The sequence below is a fragment of the Streptomyces platensis genome (assembly GCF_008704855.1).
Taxonomy (GTDB): domain Bacteria; phylum Actinomycetota; class Actinomycetes; order Streptomycetales; family Streptomycetaceae; genus Streptomyces; species Streptomyces platensis.
Window position 1 is genome coordinate 5,878,309 of sequence record NZ_CP023691.1, and the last position, 16,062, is coordinate 5,894,370.

Here is a 16,062-nt window from a genome sequence, read left to right on the forward strand (position 1 = left end):
CATCGAGCCGAGGAGACCCAGCCGTGCCGAGCAGAACCTTCACCTGGAACGAGGTCAGCGCCCGCCGCCTGGAGCGCTCCGGGCTCGCCGGGAAGCCCCTGGCGCAGGACCCCGCGGAGATCGCCGCCGCACTGTGCGGGGCCCATGCCCAGGTGCTGTCCGCGGCGGAGCTCTCGCTCATGCTGCGGACGGACCACGGCACCCGTACCGCCGTGCAGGATGCCCTGTGGACCGACCGCAGCCTGGTCAAGACGTACGGTCCGCGCGGCACGGTGCATCTGCTGCCCGCCGCCGAGCTGCCGATGTGGACCGGTGCGCTGGCGGCCGTACCGGTGGGCAGCAGCCCGTTCGCCCCGGACGTCCAGCTCACGCCCGGACAGACCGAGCAGGTGCTGGCGGCGATCGAGGACGCGCTGGCCGACGCCGAGCTGACCGTCGACGAACTGAGCGAGGCCGTGGTGGCCGCCACCGGGTCCTGGGCCGGTGACCTGGTGATGCCCGCCTTCCAGGGGAAGTGGCCGCGCTGGCGGCAGGTGATGCACCGGGCCGGCCAGTACGGCGCCCTCTGCTTCGGCCCCAACCGGGGCCGCAAGGTCACCTACACCAGTCCGCGGCGCGCGCTGCCCGGTTTCCGCCCGGCGGACGGCCCGGCCGCCCTCACCGCCCTCGTACGGCGCTATCTGTACGCGTACGGCCCGGCCACCCCGCAGGACTTCGCAACCTGGATCGGCGCCCCGTCCGGCTGGACGGCCCGGCTCTTCGCCTCCCTGGCCGGCGAACTGGAGCAGGTCGATTTCGCGGGCTCGCCCGCCTGGATCCTGGCCGGCGACACGGAGGCGCCCGCCGCGGAACCCTCCGGTGTCCGGCTGCTGCCCTATTTCGACGCCTATGGCATCGCCTGCCGGCCCCGCGATCTGCTCTTCCCCGGCCGGGCGGCGCAGCGGGCGCTGGCCGGGCGGCAGGCCGGGAACTTCCCCGTGCTGCTGATCGACGGAACGGTCGCCGGTGTCTGGCACCAGCGCCGCTCCGGCCGCCGGATGATTCAGCTCACGGTCGAGCCGCTGACCCCGCTGACCGCCCGGCAGCGGCGCGCCCTGGACGACCGGGTGCAGCGCGTCGGCGAAATCCTCCAGGGCACCGCGGAGTTGACGATCGGGACGGTGAGCGTGGGGCCGCACGCTTAGGGCGCACGCCGCCGGGGACCCCGGAGTGCGCCGTGTGACCCAGGGGCCCCGCCCCGCCCCGCTGCGTAAAAACGGCCGCTTTGCCGTACCGCTCGCGGCCTCCGGCTTGCCATACTGGCCGGGTGTCGATGATCAGCAACCTCCGCAAGGCCGTCCGGCTGCCGCAGCCGCGACGCCGGGGAGTCGACCTCAGCCACCCTGCGCGGTCGCCGCTCGGTACCGCCGTGGTGAACTGCGCGGTGTACGTGGACGGCGTGCGGCAGGAGGGCGACCACCCGGCCGATGTGGCCATCCACCGGGTCCGGAAGACCGGCCGGGGATTTGTCTGGATCGGGCTGCATGAGCCGTCCGAGAAGGAATTCGCCGGAATTGTCGAGCTGTTCGGGCTCCACCCGCTCGCCGTCGAGGACGCGGTCTACGCCCATCAGCGGCCCAAGCTGGAGCACTACGACGACTCGCTGTTCACGGTCTTCAAGACCGTCCGCTATGTCGAGCACGACCGGCTCACCGACACCAGCGAGGTCGTGGAGACCGGCGAGATCATGGTCTTCACCGGCACCGACTTCGTGATCACGGTGCGGCACGGCGGACACGGTTCGCTGGGTCCGCTGCGCGAGCAACTGGAGTGTGTACCCGAGCAGTTGGCGCTCGGCCCGTCGGCTGTGCTGCATGCCGTCGCCGACCTCGTCGTGGACGACTACCTCGATGTGGCCTCCGCAGTCCAGGACGACATCGACGAAGTCGAGAGCGAGGTCTTCTCCATCCGTGGCAGCGGCGGCGCCGGCCGGATCTACCAGCTCAAGCGCGAGCTGCTGGAACTCAAGCGGGCGGTGGCCCCCCTGGACCGGCCGATGCAGGAGCTGGCGACCCAGTCGATGTCCGAGGTCGACCCCCGGATCAAGACGTACTTCCGGGACGTCGCCGACCACCTCGACCGGGTCACCGAGCAGATCACGTCCTTCGACGAACTGCTCAACTCCATACTCCAGGCCCACCTCGCCCAGGTCACCGTCGCGCAGAACGAGGACATGCGCCGGATCAGTGCCTGGGTCGCGATCCTCGCCGTACCGACCATGGTCTGCGGTGTGTACGGCATGAATTTCGACCATATGCCGGAAAAGCACTGGACCTTCGGCTATCCGCTGGTGATGACCGTGACCGTGGCCCTCTGCTGGGTGATCCACCGAGGCTTCAAGCGGAACGGCTGGCTCTAGGGGGTGTCGGCCGGTGCCGCCACCCCTGACCCTGTCGAGAAAGTCGCGGCACATCATGGCGTGTTGAGGGGATTTCGGCGGGATGCCGGATAACGATGCCCCTGACCGTTTCCCCGGTGGACGGGTTGTCGCGGCGCCGGGACTCCCGGCGCGCTCCCGAGCACGCCCCGGAGGCCGGACCGCGATCCCCGCCGGTTCTGACAGGAGCAGCACATTGCGGTACGGACAGGCACTGCGTGACGAGATCGCGGCCGAGGGGACGACGCCACTGATCGGCGTCCACGACATGTATGCGGCCTCGATCGCCGCCGGCCACTACAACGGCCTCTTCGTCTCCGGCTTCGGCTTCGCCGCGTCGTACTACGGACTGCCCGACATCGGCTTCATCGCCTGGCCCGACATGGCCGCCTTCGTGGAGCGGCTGCGCGGCGCCTTCCCCCGCCACCATCTGCTGGTGGACATCGACGACGGCTATGTCGACCCCGAGGTGGCCTGCCATGTGGTGCAGCGCCTGGAGCGGGCCGGGGCATCCGGGGTGATCCTGGAGGACCAGAAGCGGCCGCGCCGCTGCGGGCACGCGGACGGCAAGCTGGTGCTGCCGCTGGAGGAGTACCTGGCGAAGCTCGACCTGGTGCTCGCCAGCCGTACCGATCTGCTCGTCGTGGCCCGTACGGACGCCACCGAGGAGGACGACATCCTGCGGCGGGCGGCCGCGCTGGCCGAGACGGACGCGGACGTGGTGCTGGTCGACGGGGTGCGCAGCGTCGACCGGATCCGCCGGATCCGGCAGGTCGTCGGCGACAAGCCACTGCTGTTCAACCAGATCGCGGGCGGGAAGTCCCCGCGGCTCTCGCTGACCGAGCTGACCGAGCTGGGTGTCGATGTGGCCATCTACAGCACCCCGTGCCTGTTCGCCGCGCACCGGGCGATGGAGACCGCGATGGCCGAGCTGAAGTACGCGGACGGGCGGCTGCCGGCCACCGGAGAGACCGGCGGCGAGGTCGGGGTCAAGGAAGCCACCGAACTGCTGGCCCGCAACATCAGCCGGCATCACCCCGTACGCCAGGTGGTCCCGGCGTGAGCGGGGCGGCGGGGCGGCGGCGCGTCACACCCACCGCCCCGCCCCCCACACCCCCACCGCCCGCCACGCCACCCGCGCCCGAGCGGCGGTAGCCTGAGGGCGCCGATGATCTCGGGAGACACATGAGTGAGCGACGCCGCCGGGCGGCCCCCTGGCGGGGGCAGTGGCCGGTGATCGGTGTGGTGGCCGTGGGCGGCGGGATCGGTGCCGCGGCGCGCTACGGGGCCGCTCTTGTCTGGCCCACCGGCGAGGGCTCGTTCCCCTGGACGATCCTGGCGGTCAATGTCGTCGGGTGTGCGCTGATGGGTGTGCTGATGGTGATGGTCACCGAGGTCTGGCCGGCGCACCGGCTGCTGCGTCCCTTTTTCGGTACCGGCGTCCTTGGCGGCTTCACCACCTTCTCCACCTACGCCGTGGACATCCAGCGGCTGATCGACGCCCGGCACCCCGCCCAGGCCATGGCCTATCTTGCGGGCACCCTGCTCGCCGCGCTCGCGGCCGTATGGGGCGCGGTGACCGGTACCCGTGCACTTCTCCAACTGAGGCGGCGGACGGTATGACACACGGCACGGCACTCCCCGGCGGCACCCCGGCGCTCCGGCTCACCGTCCTCGTCGGCGAGCAGGACTGCTGGCACCACAAGCCGCTGTACGCGGAGATCGTGCACCGCGCCCGCGAAGCCGGTCTGGCGGGGGCCAGCGTCTTCCGCGGTATCGAGGGCTTCGGTGCCACCTCGCTCATCCACACCCAGCGGCTGTTGTCGCTGAGCGAGGAGCTGCCGGTCGCGGTCGTGGTCGTCGACGCAGAGGAGCGGATCCGCGCGTTCCTGCCGCAGCTGGACGAACTGCTCGCGGGCGGCGGCCTGGTCACCCTCGACCCGTGCGAGCGGATCAGCTACCCGCGCACGGACGATCCTGCTCCGGCGGAGGGCGGTCGCGGGTGAACTGGCTGCTGGTGGTGGCCGGTGCGGCGGTCGGGGCGCCGCTGCGCTACCTCACCGACCGCTATGTGCAGTCCCGGCACGACACGGTCTTCCCCTGGGGGACGTTCACCGTCAATGTCGCCGGCTCGCTGATCCTCGGCCTGCTGACCGGCGCGGTCACCGCCGGTGCCGCTTCCTCGCACGCCCAGCTGCTGCTCGGCACCGGCCTGTGCGGCGGGCTGACGACCTACTCGACCTTCTCGTACGAGACGCTCCGGCTGGCGGCCGACGGGGCGCGGGGCTACGCCGCCGCCAATGCCGTGGCGAGTGTGGCGGCCGGGCTCGCGGCCGCGTTCGCCGGGGTGGCCGCCGCCCGGGCGCTGTGGGGCTGACCCGGCGGTCTGGCGGCAGACGAAAGCGGTGGGGCTCCGGGGGGAGCCCCACCGCGGGGGCGGCGCACGCTGCGGGGGCTGGTGGGGTACGAGGGCCGGCCGCCAGGTTCCGGCACTCGACAGCCCCCAAGCGTTCGCGGACCCGGCCACGTCAGCTCGGTCGGGCCCGCGGGCCGCCGCCGGACTTCGTTACGTCAGCGGCTCCGTGGGGACGTCAGGAGACCTTGCCGAAGCGGATGCCCGTCAGGCCGTTGGCCCAGAGCTGGTCCACCTTGGCGCGCTCGTTCGCGTCCGGGTTGGCGTTCTGGCACGACGTGCCGGGGCCGCCGCCGGACATCAGCTCGCTGCACGGGCCCTCGTAGTGGTCCGGCAGGCCCAGCACATGGCCGGTCTCGTGCGCGGTCACGCGGGTGGAGTTGTACTCCTGGTTCTGCTGGTAGTCCAGGAAGACGAAGCCCTTCCCGTGCCCGTCGGTGCTGGCGTACGAGCCGCGCGGGTCGTTGCCCTCGCGGTACTCGAAGTCGCCGCCGCTGCCTTCCTGGAGCTTCACGTTCTGCACCGCGCCGTTCCAGATCGACGCGCTCTGCGCTATCTGGTCCTTGAACTTCGGGGCCTTGCCGGCGTCGTAGGTGACGGTGACCGAGGCGGCGTGCGGGTGCGCCTTCATCTTCGCCTTGGCCGACTTGATCACGGCCTCGAAGAACGCCTTGGTGTCCGCCTTCTCGGCGGCCGAGCCGTTGTACGCCGCGATCGAAGCGGCGCTGCTGCGGGGGGAGTTGGTGGGGGAGGGGGAAGCTGCCGAAACCGGCGCCGCGGCTGCGAGCGCGGCGACAAGGCCCAGTCCGAGCGCCGCCGACAGCGCCGTCTTGGGAGATCTCATGTGGGGGCTCCTTAATTTCCGAGGGCCGTACGGTCGCCGTGTGGGGCGGCGACCGGGGCCCTGCGGATTTCTTGGTGCCGTTGAGTCTGGACGGAGTTCACCCGCAAGGCGGAGATGTTAGGTGGCGATAGCACCAGCCAATACCCTGCGCAAAAAACGGAGTTCGGACAGGTTTGAGAGTCTGGTGTGACGTATGCCGACGTCGTTATGCTCCGGACGTGGAGCTTGAGGTAAGGCATCTTCGCGCATTGTGCGCCATCGCCGACACCGGCAGCGTACGCAAGGCTGCCCGGCAGCTCGGCATGACCCAGCCTTCCCTGACCACCCAGCTCCACCGCATCGAGAAAGCCCTCGGTGGCCAGCTCTTCTTCCGGGAGCCGAGCGGCAGCCGGCCCACGCCGCTGGGGCATTCGGTGCTGTGCCGGGCCCGGCCGATAGTGGCCGAAATGCGGGCACTTATTGACGAGGTTGCCTCCACCTCGCAGCGCGAACAGGGCACCCGGCTGCACATCGGCAGCACCAACAGCCCCGCCGTCGCCGGCTGGCTGCGCCGGCTGCGGGTACGGCTGCCGCAGACGGACACCACGATAAGAACCGATGTGTCCGCCAACGCCCTGCTGCACATGGTCGCGACCGGACAGCTCGACGCCGCCTTCGTCCACGAGGTCGAGGGCGCGCCCCTGCGGGTCCCCGACGGTCTGGCCGAACATGAACTCATCGCCCGGGAACCGCAGTTCATCGCCCTGGCGGACACCCACCCGGCGGCCGCCCAGGAGGTCATCCGGGTGGCGGATCTCGCCGGCGACCAGTGGATGGTCGACCCGACCGTGGACGGCGAATGGGCCGGACTGCGCCGCATCTGGGCCGCGGCCGGAATCAACCCCCGGGTCGTGCACGGCGACTACCTCACCACGGTGGATCTCGTCACGGCCGGCGAGGTGGTCACCCCCTGCCAGCCGACCGCCCGCTCCCGCCACGGCATGGCGATCCGCCCGCTGTACGGCGATCCGCTGGCCGTCCGCCTGTTCATGGCCTGTCGCCAGGACGACACCCCCGCGGCCTCGGCGGATGACCTGTTCGCCGACCTGACCGCCGCGTACATGGAGATCGCCTGGGCGAGCGACGCCTACCGGGCGTGGCTGGTACGGCACGACGGGCCGCTGCCGGTGGGGTCGTAGGGCGGGCCGCACACCCCGGGCCCCCGGCGCCCTGCCGCCAACCGTGTGAAAGGCGCGGGCCCGGCCTTCCCGGAACGGCCGGGCGGCGCGGGGATGGCCGAGAGTGGGAGGTCCGAGCGGCGGCGCGGCCAAGCCTGGAGACTCTGTGGACGGCACCCTTTCCCTGGTTCTGCTTCTGCTGTTCCTGTGGTGCCTGTGCTCGCGGCGGATGGAACGCTTCGAACTCACCGCGCCGGCCGCCTTCGTCCTGCTGGGCCTGCTGCTGGGCGAGGGCGCCGGGGTCCTCGACCTCGCCCTCCCGCACGAGACGGTCAAGACGCTCGCGGAGATCACGCTGGTCTGGGTGCTGTTCACCGATGCCGCACGGCTCTCCTTCCGCGCCCTGCGACCGGAACTAGGGCTCTACGTACGGCTGTTGGGCATCGGGCTGCCGCTGTGCGTGGGCCTCGGCGCGCTGGTGGCGGCCGTTCTGCTGCCCGGCGTCTCCGGCTGGTCCGCCCTCTACATCGGTGCCGCGCTCGCCCCCACGGATGCCGCGCTCGGCGCCACGATGATGGTCAACCCCGTGGTGCCCGCGAAGATCCGCCGGATCATCAACGTGGAGAGCGGCCTCAACGACGGCATCGCCACCCCGCTGGTGGTGCTCGCCCTGGCCGGGGTGGCCGCGGCCGAACACCACGCCGGGCCGGACGCCGCCGGCCATGCGGTGGTGGAACTGGCGGTCGGCGCGGCGTACGGCGCGGTGCTCGGGCTGGCCGCCGGATGGCTGCTGCGCACCACGCTCCGCAGCGGCTGGGCCGCCGAGGACTTCGCCGGCGCCGGCGTGCTGGCCCTCTCCCTCCTCGGCTACACGTCCGCCCTCGCGATCGGCGGCAACGGCTTCGTCGCCGCCTTCGTCGCGGGCCTGGCGTTCGGTACGACGCACGGTGCGCCGCCGCGGGTGCTGCTGTACGTCGAGCAGTCCGGGGCGCTGCTGTCCGTGCTGGTCTGGCTGGTCTTCGGCGCCGTGCTGCTTCCCGACGTGTTCGCCCACATGACCTGGCAGGCCGTGGTCTACGCCGTCCTGAGCCTGACGGTGATCCGTATGGTGCCGGTGGCGCTGTGTCTGGCCGGCAGCGGACTGGACGCCCGGACGGTGGGGTTCATCGGCTGGTTCGGCCCCCGCGGACTGGCCTCGATCATCTTCGGCCTGCTCGCGGTCGAGGAGCTCACCCCCGAAGGGGCTCGGCCGGTCCTCCCGGTGATCGCCTGCACCGTCCTCCTCAGCGTCCTCGCCCACGGCCTCACCTCCGCCCCACTGGCGAACCGCTACGGCGCCAGGGCCGAGGATCTCCCGGCCCAGGACCTGCCCGTCAGGGGCATGGCGGCGGGCGGTCTCCACCACGGGCGCCGCGCGGGCGGTCCGTCCGCGTCATGAGGGTGCACATGACCATCACCGGCTGAGCGGCTTCAGCCGCACCCCTTCGGCGCCCCGGCCCGAGCGCGTCAGGCAGGTGTATTCGCGTCGCCCTGAGGACCTCGTCAGGTCGTAGAAATCCCGCAGGCACTTTCCCAGCACCTTCTGGCCGTAGGAGTTGGGGTGGAAGGACTCCTCGACCTGCCCTTGCGAGTGGGCCGCTCCGTGGGACAGGTAGCGCATCCACTCCGCGTCGCGGGCGGGAACGGGAGAGCTCAGGGTGTCACCGCTCCTGGCCTGGCGGACCCCTTTGGCGCAGACCTCGTGGCCGTCGAAACTCCACTGGAGGTCCAGGTAGTGAATGTTCTTCTCCGCCGCGACTCCTTCCAGCATGTCGGCGATTCCCGTCACCAGATCCAGCCGCGCCCAGTTGGTGTCCTGGTCGTAGAAGGGGCAGCCGCCCGGACTGTAGCGCTGGGAAGAAACACTGACGCCCTGTGAGTAGCGATATGCGGCCGACAGCGGAACCGGCGACGGATACGACTGGAGTGCCAGTACGTAGGAGGAGTCCGGGTGACCCGTTTCCCGCATGACCCTGCGGATCTGGTCGATCACATTTTTCACCTTGTCCGGAACTTCTCGTCGCAGCTTCTCCTTGACCTCCCAGTCGAATTGCTTCCAGCAGTATTGCCCGACGGGACCGTAGATGAATCCCCGGATGCAGCTCTCGATGATTCTTCCGAACCCCAGGTCATTGCCGCTGATGGAGACCTGGATCAGCTTGATGTCATGGGTGTTCGCGAGGGTCCTCAGCTGATCCGCCTGCGGTGGCTTCCCCTTGAAGGGCCTGCCGCCCGCCGCCGCGGGCAGCAGGTTGTCCGTGACCGCACCCGAGCAGGCGAGGTTGAATTTTCGATCCACCGGGATGTGTGACTCGATGATTTCCGCGACGTCCGATGTGTGGCAGCCGTTTTCTTTCCCCGTGGTCGGATCGAGATAGGAAGAATTCACATAGACCCGGTTCGGATCTTTGTGGCATCCGGAGGGTCCGCACACCGTGGCCCGGTCCGTGCCGAACATGCTGTCCGTCGCGCTGTACGGTAAGTCGACGTTCCCTTGCCATCTGCCGCCCTCGCCCGATATGAAGCTGTCGCCGAGTGAAATGACTGCCGTGGGCTTTGCCGTGCGGCCACCCGGCCCTTTCGGTGCTGCCGAAGAATGGGTCGGCGATACCGCCAGGACGGTTGACAGGATTGCGGTGACCGAAGCCGCCGTCATCGTCCGGCGGCGGATGCGGAATCCGGGGCCGGAATGCCGGGAGTGGCCGGAGCTCGTGGCGCGCATGACTTCTCCTCGTCCGGAAGTATTTCTGGGCGGATCGTCATTTCTGTTGCTTTCGAGCGGTGGCGCGGCATTGCTGAAGCGGCGGCCGGACCGGCGGTCGGCGCGCGGCCCGGAGGGAGTGCCGGTACGGTGTCCGGCTCGCACGCCGAGGCCGCTGCCTGCGGTGGCCGCAGGCAGCGGCCTCAGTACCCGGCTCAGCCCAGGGAGACCCTGGCGTACTGGTAGAACGTCTGGCCGTTCTCGTCCCCGTTGTGCTGACGCCCGGTCATGACCTCTCCCGCGCCGGCTCGCGAATGGCTGGAGCTCTCCCGCTGGCCCGGGGTCCAGCGGTACGAGGTCAGGGTCACCGGTCGCCCCTGCCAGGTCATCGAGGCGGTCGCGTACCTCGTGGAGCCGTTCTCATCGCCGGAGTGGACCCGGCCGACCAGCGCCTTGTGGGGTGCGGCCGCGAAGAACGAGTTGCTCTCCCGCTGGGCACTGCTCCAGGTGGGCGGGCTGACGTGGACGAGCTCGCCGTAGATGAGGATGAAGCCGCAGTAGTACGTCGTGCTGCCGTTCTCGTCGCCGGAGTGACTCCGGCCGATCAGGACCTGATACGCAGGGCACTCGACGGCGATGCCGGCCGATTCCCGCACCGTCCGGGTGTAGCCGTCGATGATTTCGACGTCGGCCGCCGGAGCCGCACTCACCTCGGTGGCCGTTGCCGTGCCCAGGCCGAGGGACAGGAGGGTGGCGGCCGCGAGGGCCAGAGAGCGTCTGCCGGTTCGCGATAAATGAGGCACGAATTCCCTTTCGCGCGAAGCTGATGGGTGAGGCCCCGCGCCGAAGCCTCACGGCGTCAGAGCGCACAGGAAGGGAGGTTGTCGGACATAACGGGGCGGCGCCAGCGCGTTCAAGGGGCGTACGGGGGGCAGGCCAGGGCGCTCGAACGAATGCCCGTATCCGGCTCGGGCCGCGGAGCGCGGTGGTTAGCTGGCGATGGCAGGGCGAAATCCGGTCAGAAACGCCTAGGGGCGCCACAGTTGCTGGGGCTGACACAGGCGCAAGAAACTAACTAGGAACGTCAACATCCGTAGCTTCAGCCCCCGGAGGACTCGAAACCTCTCTACTTCCAGCCGTCGAGGGAGACTTCGGGGCCTCCGGCCAGGTACTGGTGGAGTGCGCTGGAGGTGGTGTCTACGAAGTTCCCGGGGACGGCGTTGGCGTCGATCCAACGGACCTGGCTGTGCTTGCGAGGTTCGCGGTTCTCCGGCTCCCCTGCCCACTCGTGCGTGACGAAGACGACGGTGAGGAAGCCGTTGGGGGCTTCGACGCCCCAGGCGCCGTGGATGATGTGGGCGACCTTGAGGGACTCGGGTTTCACCGTGAGGCCGGTCTCCTCGTAGAGCTCGCGGACCGCTGTTTCGGTGATGGGCTCGCCCGGTTCGCTCTTGCCGACGGGGAGGTCCCACATGGCCCACATGCGGTGCCAGCCCAGGGCCCAGTTCTCGGCGGTGAGCCCGCCGCGCGGGGCGAGGGCGTCGGGGGTGCCGCCGGCGCTGACGTACTGCTCCAGGAACACGCGCAGGCGCACGGGGTGCGGGGGCTCGATGGTGCCGTGCCAGCTGGCGAGGTCGAGCAGGCCGGGACCGGTGACCTTCCCCATGGCACGCCCACGCCCTTCAGCGCACCGCCGCCGGACTTGCCGAACCTCTGGCCGTACCCGCCCGGATGGAGTGGACCACGAGACCCGGGCAAGGGCCCGGCGCCGAGATCCTCGGCCCCGACCTGCGCGGCAAGCGTCTCCTGGAACTCGGCTGCGGCCCCGGTCACAACGCTGCCCACCTCGCCACCCTTCCCCGAGCTCTCGGCTCCGCTCGAGCAGGGGGGACCCTAATCGGCGCCCACGTCACCGGCGTCGATCTGGTCGGCCTCCAGGTCCGCCGCGCCCGCTCCCACTACGGACGGCTGAACAACCTCACCTTCGTCGCCGGACACGCCCTGTACTACTTGCACGCCTCCGACGAGGAGTTCGACGCGATCTACTCCGTCTTCGGCGCCGTCGGGCTCGTCGCCCCCGAACTCCTTCTCCCGGCCATCGCCCAGCGCCTCACGCCCGGCCGGGTGCTCGCTTTCTCCGTCCCCCACCCGCAGCGCGGCGGCCGACGCCCCGCTGCCGACGACCGACCGCGCCGCGACCACGTCACCCTCCCCGACCGGACCCGGCTCCCCATCGCTCGCTGGGAGTTCGCCACCGACTGCTGGGAGAAGCACCTCAGCCGCGCGGGCTTCTGGCTCACCGCGTCCCAGGAGTTCCACGACCCCCGCATGGGCCACTGGCCCACCACCTTGCTGATCCGCGCCCGCAAGCTCTGACAGCCGTTCGCCCCGGCGTCCCCTGGAGGAAACTGATGCGTCCGCCCTACCTGCTCCTCGACATCGACGGCGTTCTCATTCCCTTCCCCGGCGCAGACGGCTCGATCCCGTCCACCCACTCCCGCCACGAGGTCGTTCCTACTGGCCGGAGTGCCGACAACCCGGTCACCGTCTGGCTCGACCCCGCCCACAGCCCCATGCTCATGGACGTGATCCGTACCGGCCTGGTCACCCCGGTCTGGTGCACCAGCTGGCGGCAGGACGCCGCCACCCTCATCGGGCCCCTACTGGGCCTCCCGCCTCTGCCGCACATCGACCTGCCGCGTCCGCAGATCACCACCAGCCACCCCAAGGGCTACCTGTGGAAACGCGACCACGTCGACGCATGGCTGGGCAACGCCCCCGCTGTCTGGATCGACGACGACTTCACCAGCCTCGACCACACCTGGGCGGCGGAGCGCACCGTCAAAGGAACGGCGACTCTCCTCGTTCAGCCCGACCCACACCTCGGGCTGCAGGCCGAGCACCTGACAGAGGTCACGACGTGGGTCTCGCAGTCACCCGCGGCCCGTGCGTCTGACGATTGATGCCCTCGCTGCCACGGGCAGCGAGGGCATCACGTTCGCCATTCAGAAACTGAACGGAAGGCATCGTTTCCTCAGGGAACGAGCCGGGCGTTCCCCGAGGGAACACTTCTGCTGCCGTAGAAGAAGACCGCACCCGCTCCGTCACGGCCGCCGTGCTCGGCGGTATGCGGACCGGGTGCGGACAGATCGGCTGGGCCGGACCCGCGAAGCCGCGGGTCCGCCTGTGCCGGGTCAGGCCTTCTTGGTCTCCCAGAAGATCTTGTCGATCTGGGCGATGTAGTCCAGAGCCTTCTGGCCGGTCGCCGGGTCGTTGGAACCCTTGGCGGCGCTGAGCGCCTTCAGGGTGTCGTTGACCAGCTGGTGCAGCTCCGGGTACTTCTCGAAGTGCGGGGGCTTGAAGTAGTCGCTCCACAGCACCGAGACGTGGTGCTTGGCCAGCTCGGCGCGCTGTTCCTTGATCAGGACGGCGCGGGTGCGGAAGTCCGCGTCCTCGTTGGCCTGGTACTTCTCCTGGACGGCCTTGACCGACTCGGCCTCGATGCGGGCCTGGGCCGGGTCGTAGACGCCGCAGGGCAGGTCGCAGTGGGCGCTGACCTTCACCTTGGGGGCGAACAGGCGCGAAAGCATGTTCAGTCCTTCCTCGTGATCGTCTTCTCAGGTGCGAGATTACTCGGTGCGGGAAGGCTTTTCTCGGGCGGGCCGGGGGTCTTAGGGCAAAAGTCCGGTGTCACGCCGGGACTGTTGGAGGATGGGCCGGTGAGCGAAGCGAGATGGGGGTGCCCCCGGACGGAGTCCGGGGGAGGGTCGGACCGGGAGGTACGGGATGGCGGAGCGGGTACACGAGCGCGAGCCCGAGCGGGACGCGGACGCGGGGCAGGAGCGGGGCGGCCTCCTTCGTGCCTTCGGGCTGGCCGAGGTGTACAACCCGTCGATGGTGCCGACGCTCCGGCCCGGGGACCAGCTGGTGGTCCGGTACGGGGCGGCGGTGCGGACCGGTGACGTGGTCGTGCTGCGGCATCCGTTCCGGCAGGATCTGCTGATCGTCAAGCGGGCCGTGCAGCGGCGCGACGGCGGCTGGTGGGTCCAGGGGGACAATCCGTTCGTCGAGAACGACAGCCGCGAATTCGGGGTGGTCCCGGACGAACTGGTCATCGCCCGCGCCTGGGTCCGGGTGCGGCCGCCGCGGGGCATTCAGCGGTCGGTGGCCGGGGTGCTGTCCTGGGTCGTCTCGGCGGTCCGGCCGGTACGGGCCGCGCGCTCGCTCTCCAGGCGCTTGCGGGCGCGGTAGGCGGCGACATTGGCGCGGGTGGCGCAGCGGTCGGAGCAGTAGCGCCGGGAGCGGTTGGTCGAGGTGTCCAGGTAGACGTTGCGGCACGGCCGCGCCTCACAGATGCCCAGCCGGTCCACACCGAGCTCGGTGAGGTGGAAGGCCAGCCCCATACAGGCGGTCGCGGTGAAGCCGGCGGTCGCGTTGGCGGCGTGGTCGGCGATGTGCATGTGCCAGTCGGGGCGGCCGTTGTCGTTCCGGAACTCATGGCCGGAGATCTGCGGGCTGACGGGGAACTCCATCATCAGGGCGTTGAGGAGGTCCACGGCCAGCACCTCGTCACCGGCGTCGGCGGCCTCGAAGACGGCGCGCAGCCGGGCGCGGACCGTGCGCAGCCTGGTGACGTCGCTTTCGGTCGCGCGCCGGGCGGCCTGCTGGGCCGGGCCGAAGAGCTCCCGGACGACCTCGACCGAGGTGAGGGTGTCGGTGCCGCGCTCGGGCTGTTCGGTGTTGACCAGTCGCACGGCATAGTCCGAGTAATAGGCCAGTTCCACTTGTAGTCCTTACGGGCGAAGGCTAAGGTACGGATGCATGCTCGTAGTAAGGGGCGTCCTCACTACGAGGGTATTACGGCCTGGAGGGGAAGCGATGACCGAGACCGTCGTCGGCGCCGATTGGCAAGCCTGGCAGAACAGTTGGGACCGCCAGCAGGAGTGGTACCTCCCCGACCGCGAGGAGCGGTTCCGGGTGATGCTGGACATGGTCGAGGCCCTGGTGGGCCCCGCGCCCCGGGTACTGGATCTGGCATGCGGCACGGGCAGTATCTCCGACCGGCTGCTGAAGCGTTTCCCCGAGGCCCGGAGTGTGGGCGTCGATCTGGATCCCGCGCTGCTGGCCATCGCGGAAGGGTACTTCGAAGGCGAGCCCCGGGTCCGCTTCGTGCGGGCCGATCTCAAGGACCCCCGGTGGACCGAGAAGCTGCCGCACGACACCTACGACGCGGTGCTCACCGCCACCGCGCTGCACTGGCTGCACACCGAGGATCTGCGCGCGCTCTACGGGCAGCTCGGCACGCTGGTGCGGGACGGCGGCGTTTTCATGAACGCCGACCACATGCCCGACGAGGGCACCCCGCGGATCAACGCCGCCGAGCGGGTCTTCCGGCATGCGCGGATGGACGCGGCGCAGGCGGCCGGCGCCGTCGGCTGGGCCGAGTGGTGGCAGCTGGCGGCCGCCGATCCGCGGCTGGCCGCGCCGACCGCCGAGCGCTTCGAGATCTACGGCGAGCACGCGGACGGCGACACCCCGTCGGCCGCGTGGCACGCCGCCGTGCTGCGCGACGCGGGCTTCGCGGAGGCCCGGCCGGTATGGGCCTCGCCCACCGACGCCCTGGTGCTGGGCCTGAAGTAGACCGCCCCGGCAACAACGGAGCGCGCCGCCGCGGTGGAACCTCTCCACCGCGACGGCGCGCTCCGTTGTTGCTACAGCACCTTCGACAGGAACGACTTCGTCCGCTCGTGCTGCGGGTTGCCGAGGACCTCGCGCGGGTGGCCGGATTCGACCACCACACCGTCGTCCATGAAGACCAGCGAGTCGCCGACCTCCCGGGCGAAGCCCATCTCATGGGTCACGACGATCATCGTCATACCGTCCGCGGCCAGGTCCTTCATGACGTCCAGGACGTCACCGACCAGCTCCGGGTCGAGGGCCGAGGTCGGCTCGTCGAAGAGCATCAGCTTCGGCTCCATCGCCAGCGCACGGGCGATGGCGACGCGCTGCTGCTGGCCGCCGGAGAGCTGCGAGGGGTAGTTCCCCGCCTTGTCGGACAGGCCGACGCGGTCCAGGAGCTTGACCGCCCGTTCCCGGGCGGCGGACTTCGACTCGCCCTTGACCTGGATCGGCGCCTCCATGATGTTCTCCACCGCGGTCATGTGCGGGAAGAGGTTGAAGCGCTGGAAGACCATGCCGATGTCCCGGCGGCGGGCGGCGACCTCCTTGTCGCGCAGCTCGTAGAGCTTGCCGTTGTGCTCGCGGTAGCCGACCAGTTCACCGTCGACGGACAGTCGCCCGGCGTTGACCTTCTCCAGGTGGTTGATGCAGCGCAGGAACGTCGACTTGCCGGAGCCGGACGGGCCGATCAGGCAGAAGACCTCCCGCGGCGCCACCTCCAGATCGATGCCCTTGAGGATGTGGGCCGCGCCGAAGGACTTGTGGACGCCCTCGGCCTTGACCATCGGGCCGCCGCTGGTGCCCGCGGCCTTG

The 16,062-nt window shown here is 70.2% G+C and carries 19 protein-coding genes; 12 read left to right on the forward strand and 7 right to left on the reverse strand.

Annotated elements, in window-relative coordinates:
• Positions 1-23 precede the first annotated feature (23 nt).
• The 6 genes from CP981_RS26180 to crcB (CP981_RS26205) all read left to right on the forward strand — a co-directional run bounded on the left by CP981_RS26180 (position 24) and on the right by crcB (CP981_RS26205) (position 4,793).
• Complete coding sequence (locus tag CP981_RS26180) at positions 24-1,184, forward strand: winged helix DNA-binding domain-containing protein (RefSeq protein ID WP_085922855.1); 1,161 nt, start codon at positions 24-26, stop codon at positions 1,182-1,184.
• 128 nt (positions 1,185-1,312) lie between these two features.
• Positions 1,313-2,398 carry a magnesium and cobalt transport protein CorA gene (locus CP981_RS26185; protein ID WP_085922856.1) on the forward strand — a complete coding sequence of 362 codons (1,086 nt, stop codon included), beginning with the start codon at positions 1,313-1,315 and terminating at the stop codon, positions 2,396-2,398.
• Positions 2,399-2,612: 214 nt separating this feature from the next.
• The gene (locus CP981_RS26190; RefSeq protein WP_085922857.1) at positions 2,613-3,479 is read left to right on the forward strand and encodes an isocitrate lyase/PEP mutase family protein; all 867 of its coding nucleotides are present in this window, start codon (positions 2,613-2,615) and stop codon (positions 3,477-3,479) included.
• Between the two features lie 122 nt (positions 3,480-3,601).
• Entirely contained in the window at positions 3,602-4,039 is a 438-nt protein-coding gene (gene crcB / locus CP981_RS26195) for a fluoride efflux transporter CrcB (protein ID WP_085922858.1), read from the forward strand.
• Positions 4,036-4,422, forward strand: a complete 387-nt coding sequence (locus CP981_RS26200) for a DUF190 domain-containing protein (RefSeq protein ID WP_085922859.1) — start codon at positions 4,036-4,038, stop codon at positions 4,420-4,422. Before crcB (CP981_RS26195) ends, CP981_RS26200 begins: the two co-directional genes overlap by 4 nt.
• Positions 4,419-4,793, forward strand: coding sequence for a fluoride efflux transporter CrcB (crcB, locus tag CP981_RS26205; protein WP_085922860.1), 375 nt, complete (start codon positions 4,419-4,421; stop codon positions 4,791-4,793). Before CP981_RS26200 ends, crcB (CP981_RS26205) begins: the two co-directional genes overlap by 4 nt.
• A gap of 214 nt (positions 4,794-5,007) precedes the next feature.
• Here crcB (CP981_RS26205) and snpA read toward each other — a convergent pair whose 3' ends face one another.
• Positions 5,008-5,673 carry a snapalysin gene (snpA, locus tag CP981_RS26210; protein WP_085922861.1) on the reverse strand — a complete coding sequence of 222 codons (666 nt, stop codon included), beginning with the start codon at positions 5,671-5,673 and terminating at the stop codon, positions 5,008-5,010.
• Positions 5,674-5,891: 218 nt separating this feature from the next.
• Between snpA and CP981_RS26215 the strand changes: the two genes are divergently transcribed.
• Positions 5,892-6,851, forward strand: coding sequence for a LysR family transcriptional regulator (locus tag CP981_RS26215; RefSeq protein WP_167536157.1), 960 nt, complete (start codon positions 5,892-5,894; stop codon positions 6,849-6,851).
• A 145-nt stretch (positions 6,852-6,996) separates the two neighbouring features.
• A complete protein-coding gene (locus CP981_RS26220) occupies positions 6,997-8,268 on the forward strand; it encodes a cation:proton antiporter (RefSeq protein WP_085922863.1) in 1,272 nt (423 codons plus the stop codon).
• Between the two features lie 15 nt (positions 8,269-8,283).
• Here the strand turns inward: CP981_RS26220 and CP981_RS26225 are convergent, their stop codons facing one another.
• The 3 genes from CP981_RS26225 to CP981_RS38810 form a co-directional block, all read right to left on the reverse strand.
• Positions 8,284-9,591, reverse strand: coding sequence for an SGNH/GDSL hydrolase family protein (locus CP981_RS26225; protein ID WP_085922864.1), 1,308 nt, complete (start codon positions 9,589-9,591; stop codon positions 8,284-8,286).
• Between the two features lie 194 nt (positions 9,592-9,785).
• Positions 9,786-10,373, reverse strand: coding sequence for a hypothetical protein (locus tag CP981_RS26235; protein WP_244329791.1), 588 nt, complete (start codon positions 10,371-10,373; stop codon positions 9,786-9,788).
• Positions 10,374-10,696: 323 nt separating this feature from the next.
• Positions 10,697-11,236, reverse strand: coding sequence for an NUDIX domain-containing protein (locus CP981_RS38810; protein WP_244329792.1), 540 nt, complete (start codon positions 11,234-11,236; stop codon positions 10,697-10,699).
• Positions 11,237-11,301: 65 nt separating this feature from the next.
• Here CP981_RS38810 and CP981_RS26245 point away from each other — a divergent pair, with 65 nt between their 5' ends.
• Both CP981_RS26245 and CP981_RS26250 read left to right on the forward strand, forming a co-directional pair.
• Positions 11,302-11,946 carry a class I SAM-dependent methyltransferase gene (locus tag CP981_RS26245; RefSeq protein WP_085922865.1) on the forward strand — a complete coding sequence of 215 codons (645 nt, stop codon included), beginning with the start codon at positions 11,302-11,304 and terminating at the stop codon, positions 11,944-11,946.
• A gap of 35 nt (positions 11,947-11,981) precedes the next feature.
• On the forward strand, positions 11,982-12,533 hold the full coding sequence (locus CP981_RS26250; protein WP_085922866.1) for an HAD domain-containing protein: 552 nt from the start codon (positions 11,982-11,984) through the stop codon (positions 12,531-12,533).
• A 231-nt stretch (positions 12,534-12,764) separates the two neighbouring features.
• Here CP981_RS26250 and sodN read toward each other — a convergent pair whose 3' ends face one another.
• Positions 12,765-13,160, reverse strand: coding sequence for a superoxide dismutase, Ni (gene sodN, locus CP981_RS26255; protein ID WP_030085982.1), 396 nt, complete (start codon positions 13,158-13,160; stop codon positions 12,765-12,767).
• A 196-nt stretch (positions 13,161-13,356) separates the two neighbouring features.
• Between sodN and sodX the strand changes: the two genes are divergently transcribed.
• Positions 13,357-13,821: a nickel-type superoxide dismutase maturation protease gene (gene sodX, locus CP981_RS26260; RefSeq protein WP_085922867.1), complete on the forward strand. Its 465-nt coding sequence runs from the start codon at positions 13,357-13,359 to the stop codon at positions 13,819-13,821.
• Here sodX and CP981_RS26265 read toward each other — a convergent pair.
• A complete protein-coding gene (locus CP981_RS26265) occupies positions 13,725-14,354 on the reverse strand; it encodes a CGNR zinc finger domain-containing protein (protein WP_085922868.1) in 630 nt (209 codons plus the stop codon). The genes sodX and CP981_RS26265 overlap by 97 nt on opposite strands.
• A gap of 94 nt (positions 14,355-14,448) precedes the next feature.
• Here CP981_RS26265 and CP981_RS26270 point away from each other — a divergent pair, with 94 nt between their 5' ends.
• The gene (locus CP981_RS26270; protein ID WP_085922869.1) at positions 14,449-15,210 is read left to right on the forward strand and encodes a class I SAM-dependent methyltransferase; all 762 of its coding nucleotides are present in this window, start codon (positions 14,449-14,451) and stop codon (positions 15,208-15,210) included.
• Between the two features lie 71 nt (positions 15,211-15,281).
• Here the strand turns inward: CP981_RS26270 and CP981_RS26275 are convergent, their stop codons facing one another.
• Entirely contained in the window at positions 15,282-16,034 is a 753-nt protein-coding gene (locus CP981_RS26275; protein WP_085923012.1) for an amino acid ABC transporter ATP-binding protein, read from the reverse strand.
• Positions 16,035-16,062 lie beyond the last annotated feature (28 nt).

Coding starts and splice junctions, on each gene's coding strand:
- CP981_RS38810 (WP_244329792.1), bottom strand. CDS start 11,236: ATGGGGAAGGTCACCGGTCCCGGCCTGCTCGACCTCGCCAGCTGGCAC.
- sodX (WP_085922867.1), top strand. CDS start 13,357: ATGGCGGAGCGGGTACACGAGCGCGAGCCCGAGCGGGACGCGGACGCG.
- crcB (WP_085922858.1), top strand. CDS start 3,602: ATGAGTGAGCGACGCCGCCGGGCGGCCCCCTGGCGGGGGCAGTGGCCG.
- CP981_RS26225 (WP_085922864.1), bottom strand. CDS start 9,591: ATGCGCGCCACGAGCTCCGGCCACTCCCGGCATTCCGGCCCCGGATTC.
- CP981_RS26275 (WP_085923012.1), bottom strand. CDS start 16,034: ATGGTCAAGGCCGAGGGCGTCCACAAGTCCTTCGGCGCGGCCCACATC.
- CP981_RS26200 (WP_085922859.1), top strand. CDS start 4,036: ATGACACACGGCACGGCACTCCCCGGCGGCACCCCGGCGCTCCGGCTC.
- CP981_RS26245 (WP_085922865.1), top strand. CDS start 11,302: ATGGAGTGGACCACGAGACCCGGGCAAGGGCCCGGCGCCGAGATCCTC.
- snpA (WP_085922861.1), bottom strand. CDS start 5,673: ATGAGATCTCCCAAGACGGCGCTGTCGGCGGCGCTCGGACTGGGCCTT.
- CP981_RS26250 (WP_085922866.1), top strand. CDS start 11,982: ATGCGTCCGCCCTACCTGCTCCTCGACATCGACGGCGTTCTCATTCCC.
- CP981_RS26270 (WP_085922869.1), top strand. CDS start 14,449: ATGACCGAGACCGTCGTCGGCGCCGATTGGCAAGCCTGGCAGAACAGT.
- CP981_RS26185 (WP_085922856.1), top strand. CDS start 1,313: ATGATCAGCAACCTCCGCAAGGCCGTCCGGCTGCCGCAGCCGCGACGC.
- sodN (WP_030085982.1), bottom strand. CDS start 13,160: ATGCTTTCGCGCCTGTTCGCCCCCAAGGTGAAGGTCAGCGCCCACTGC.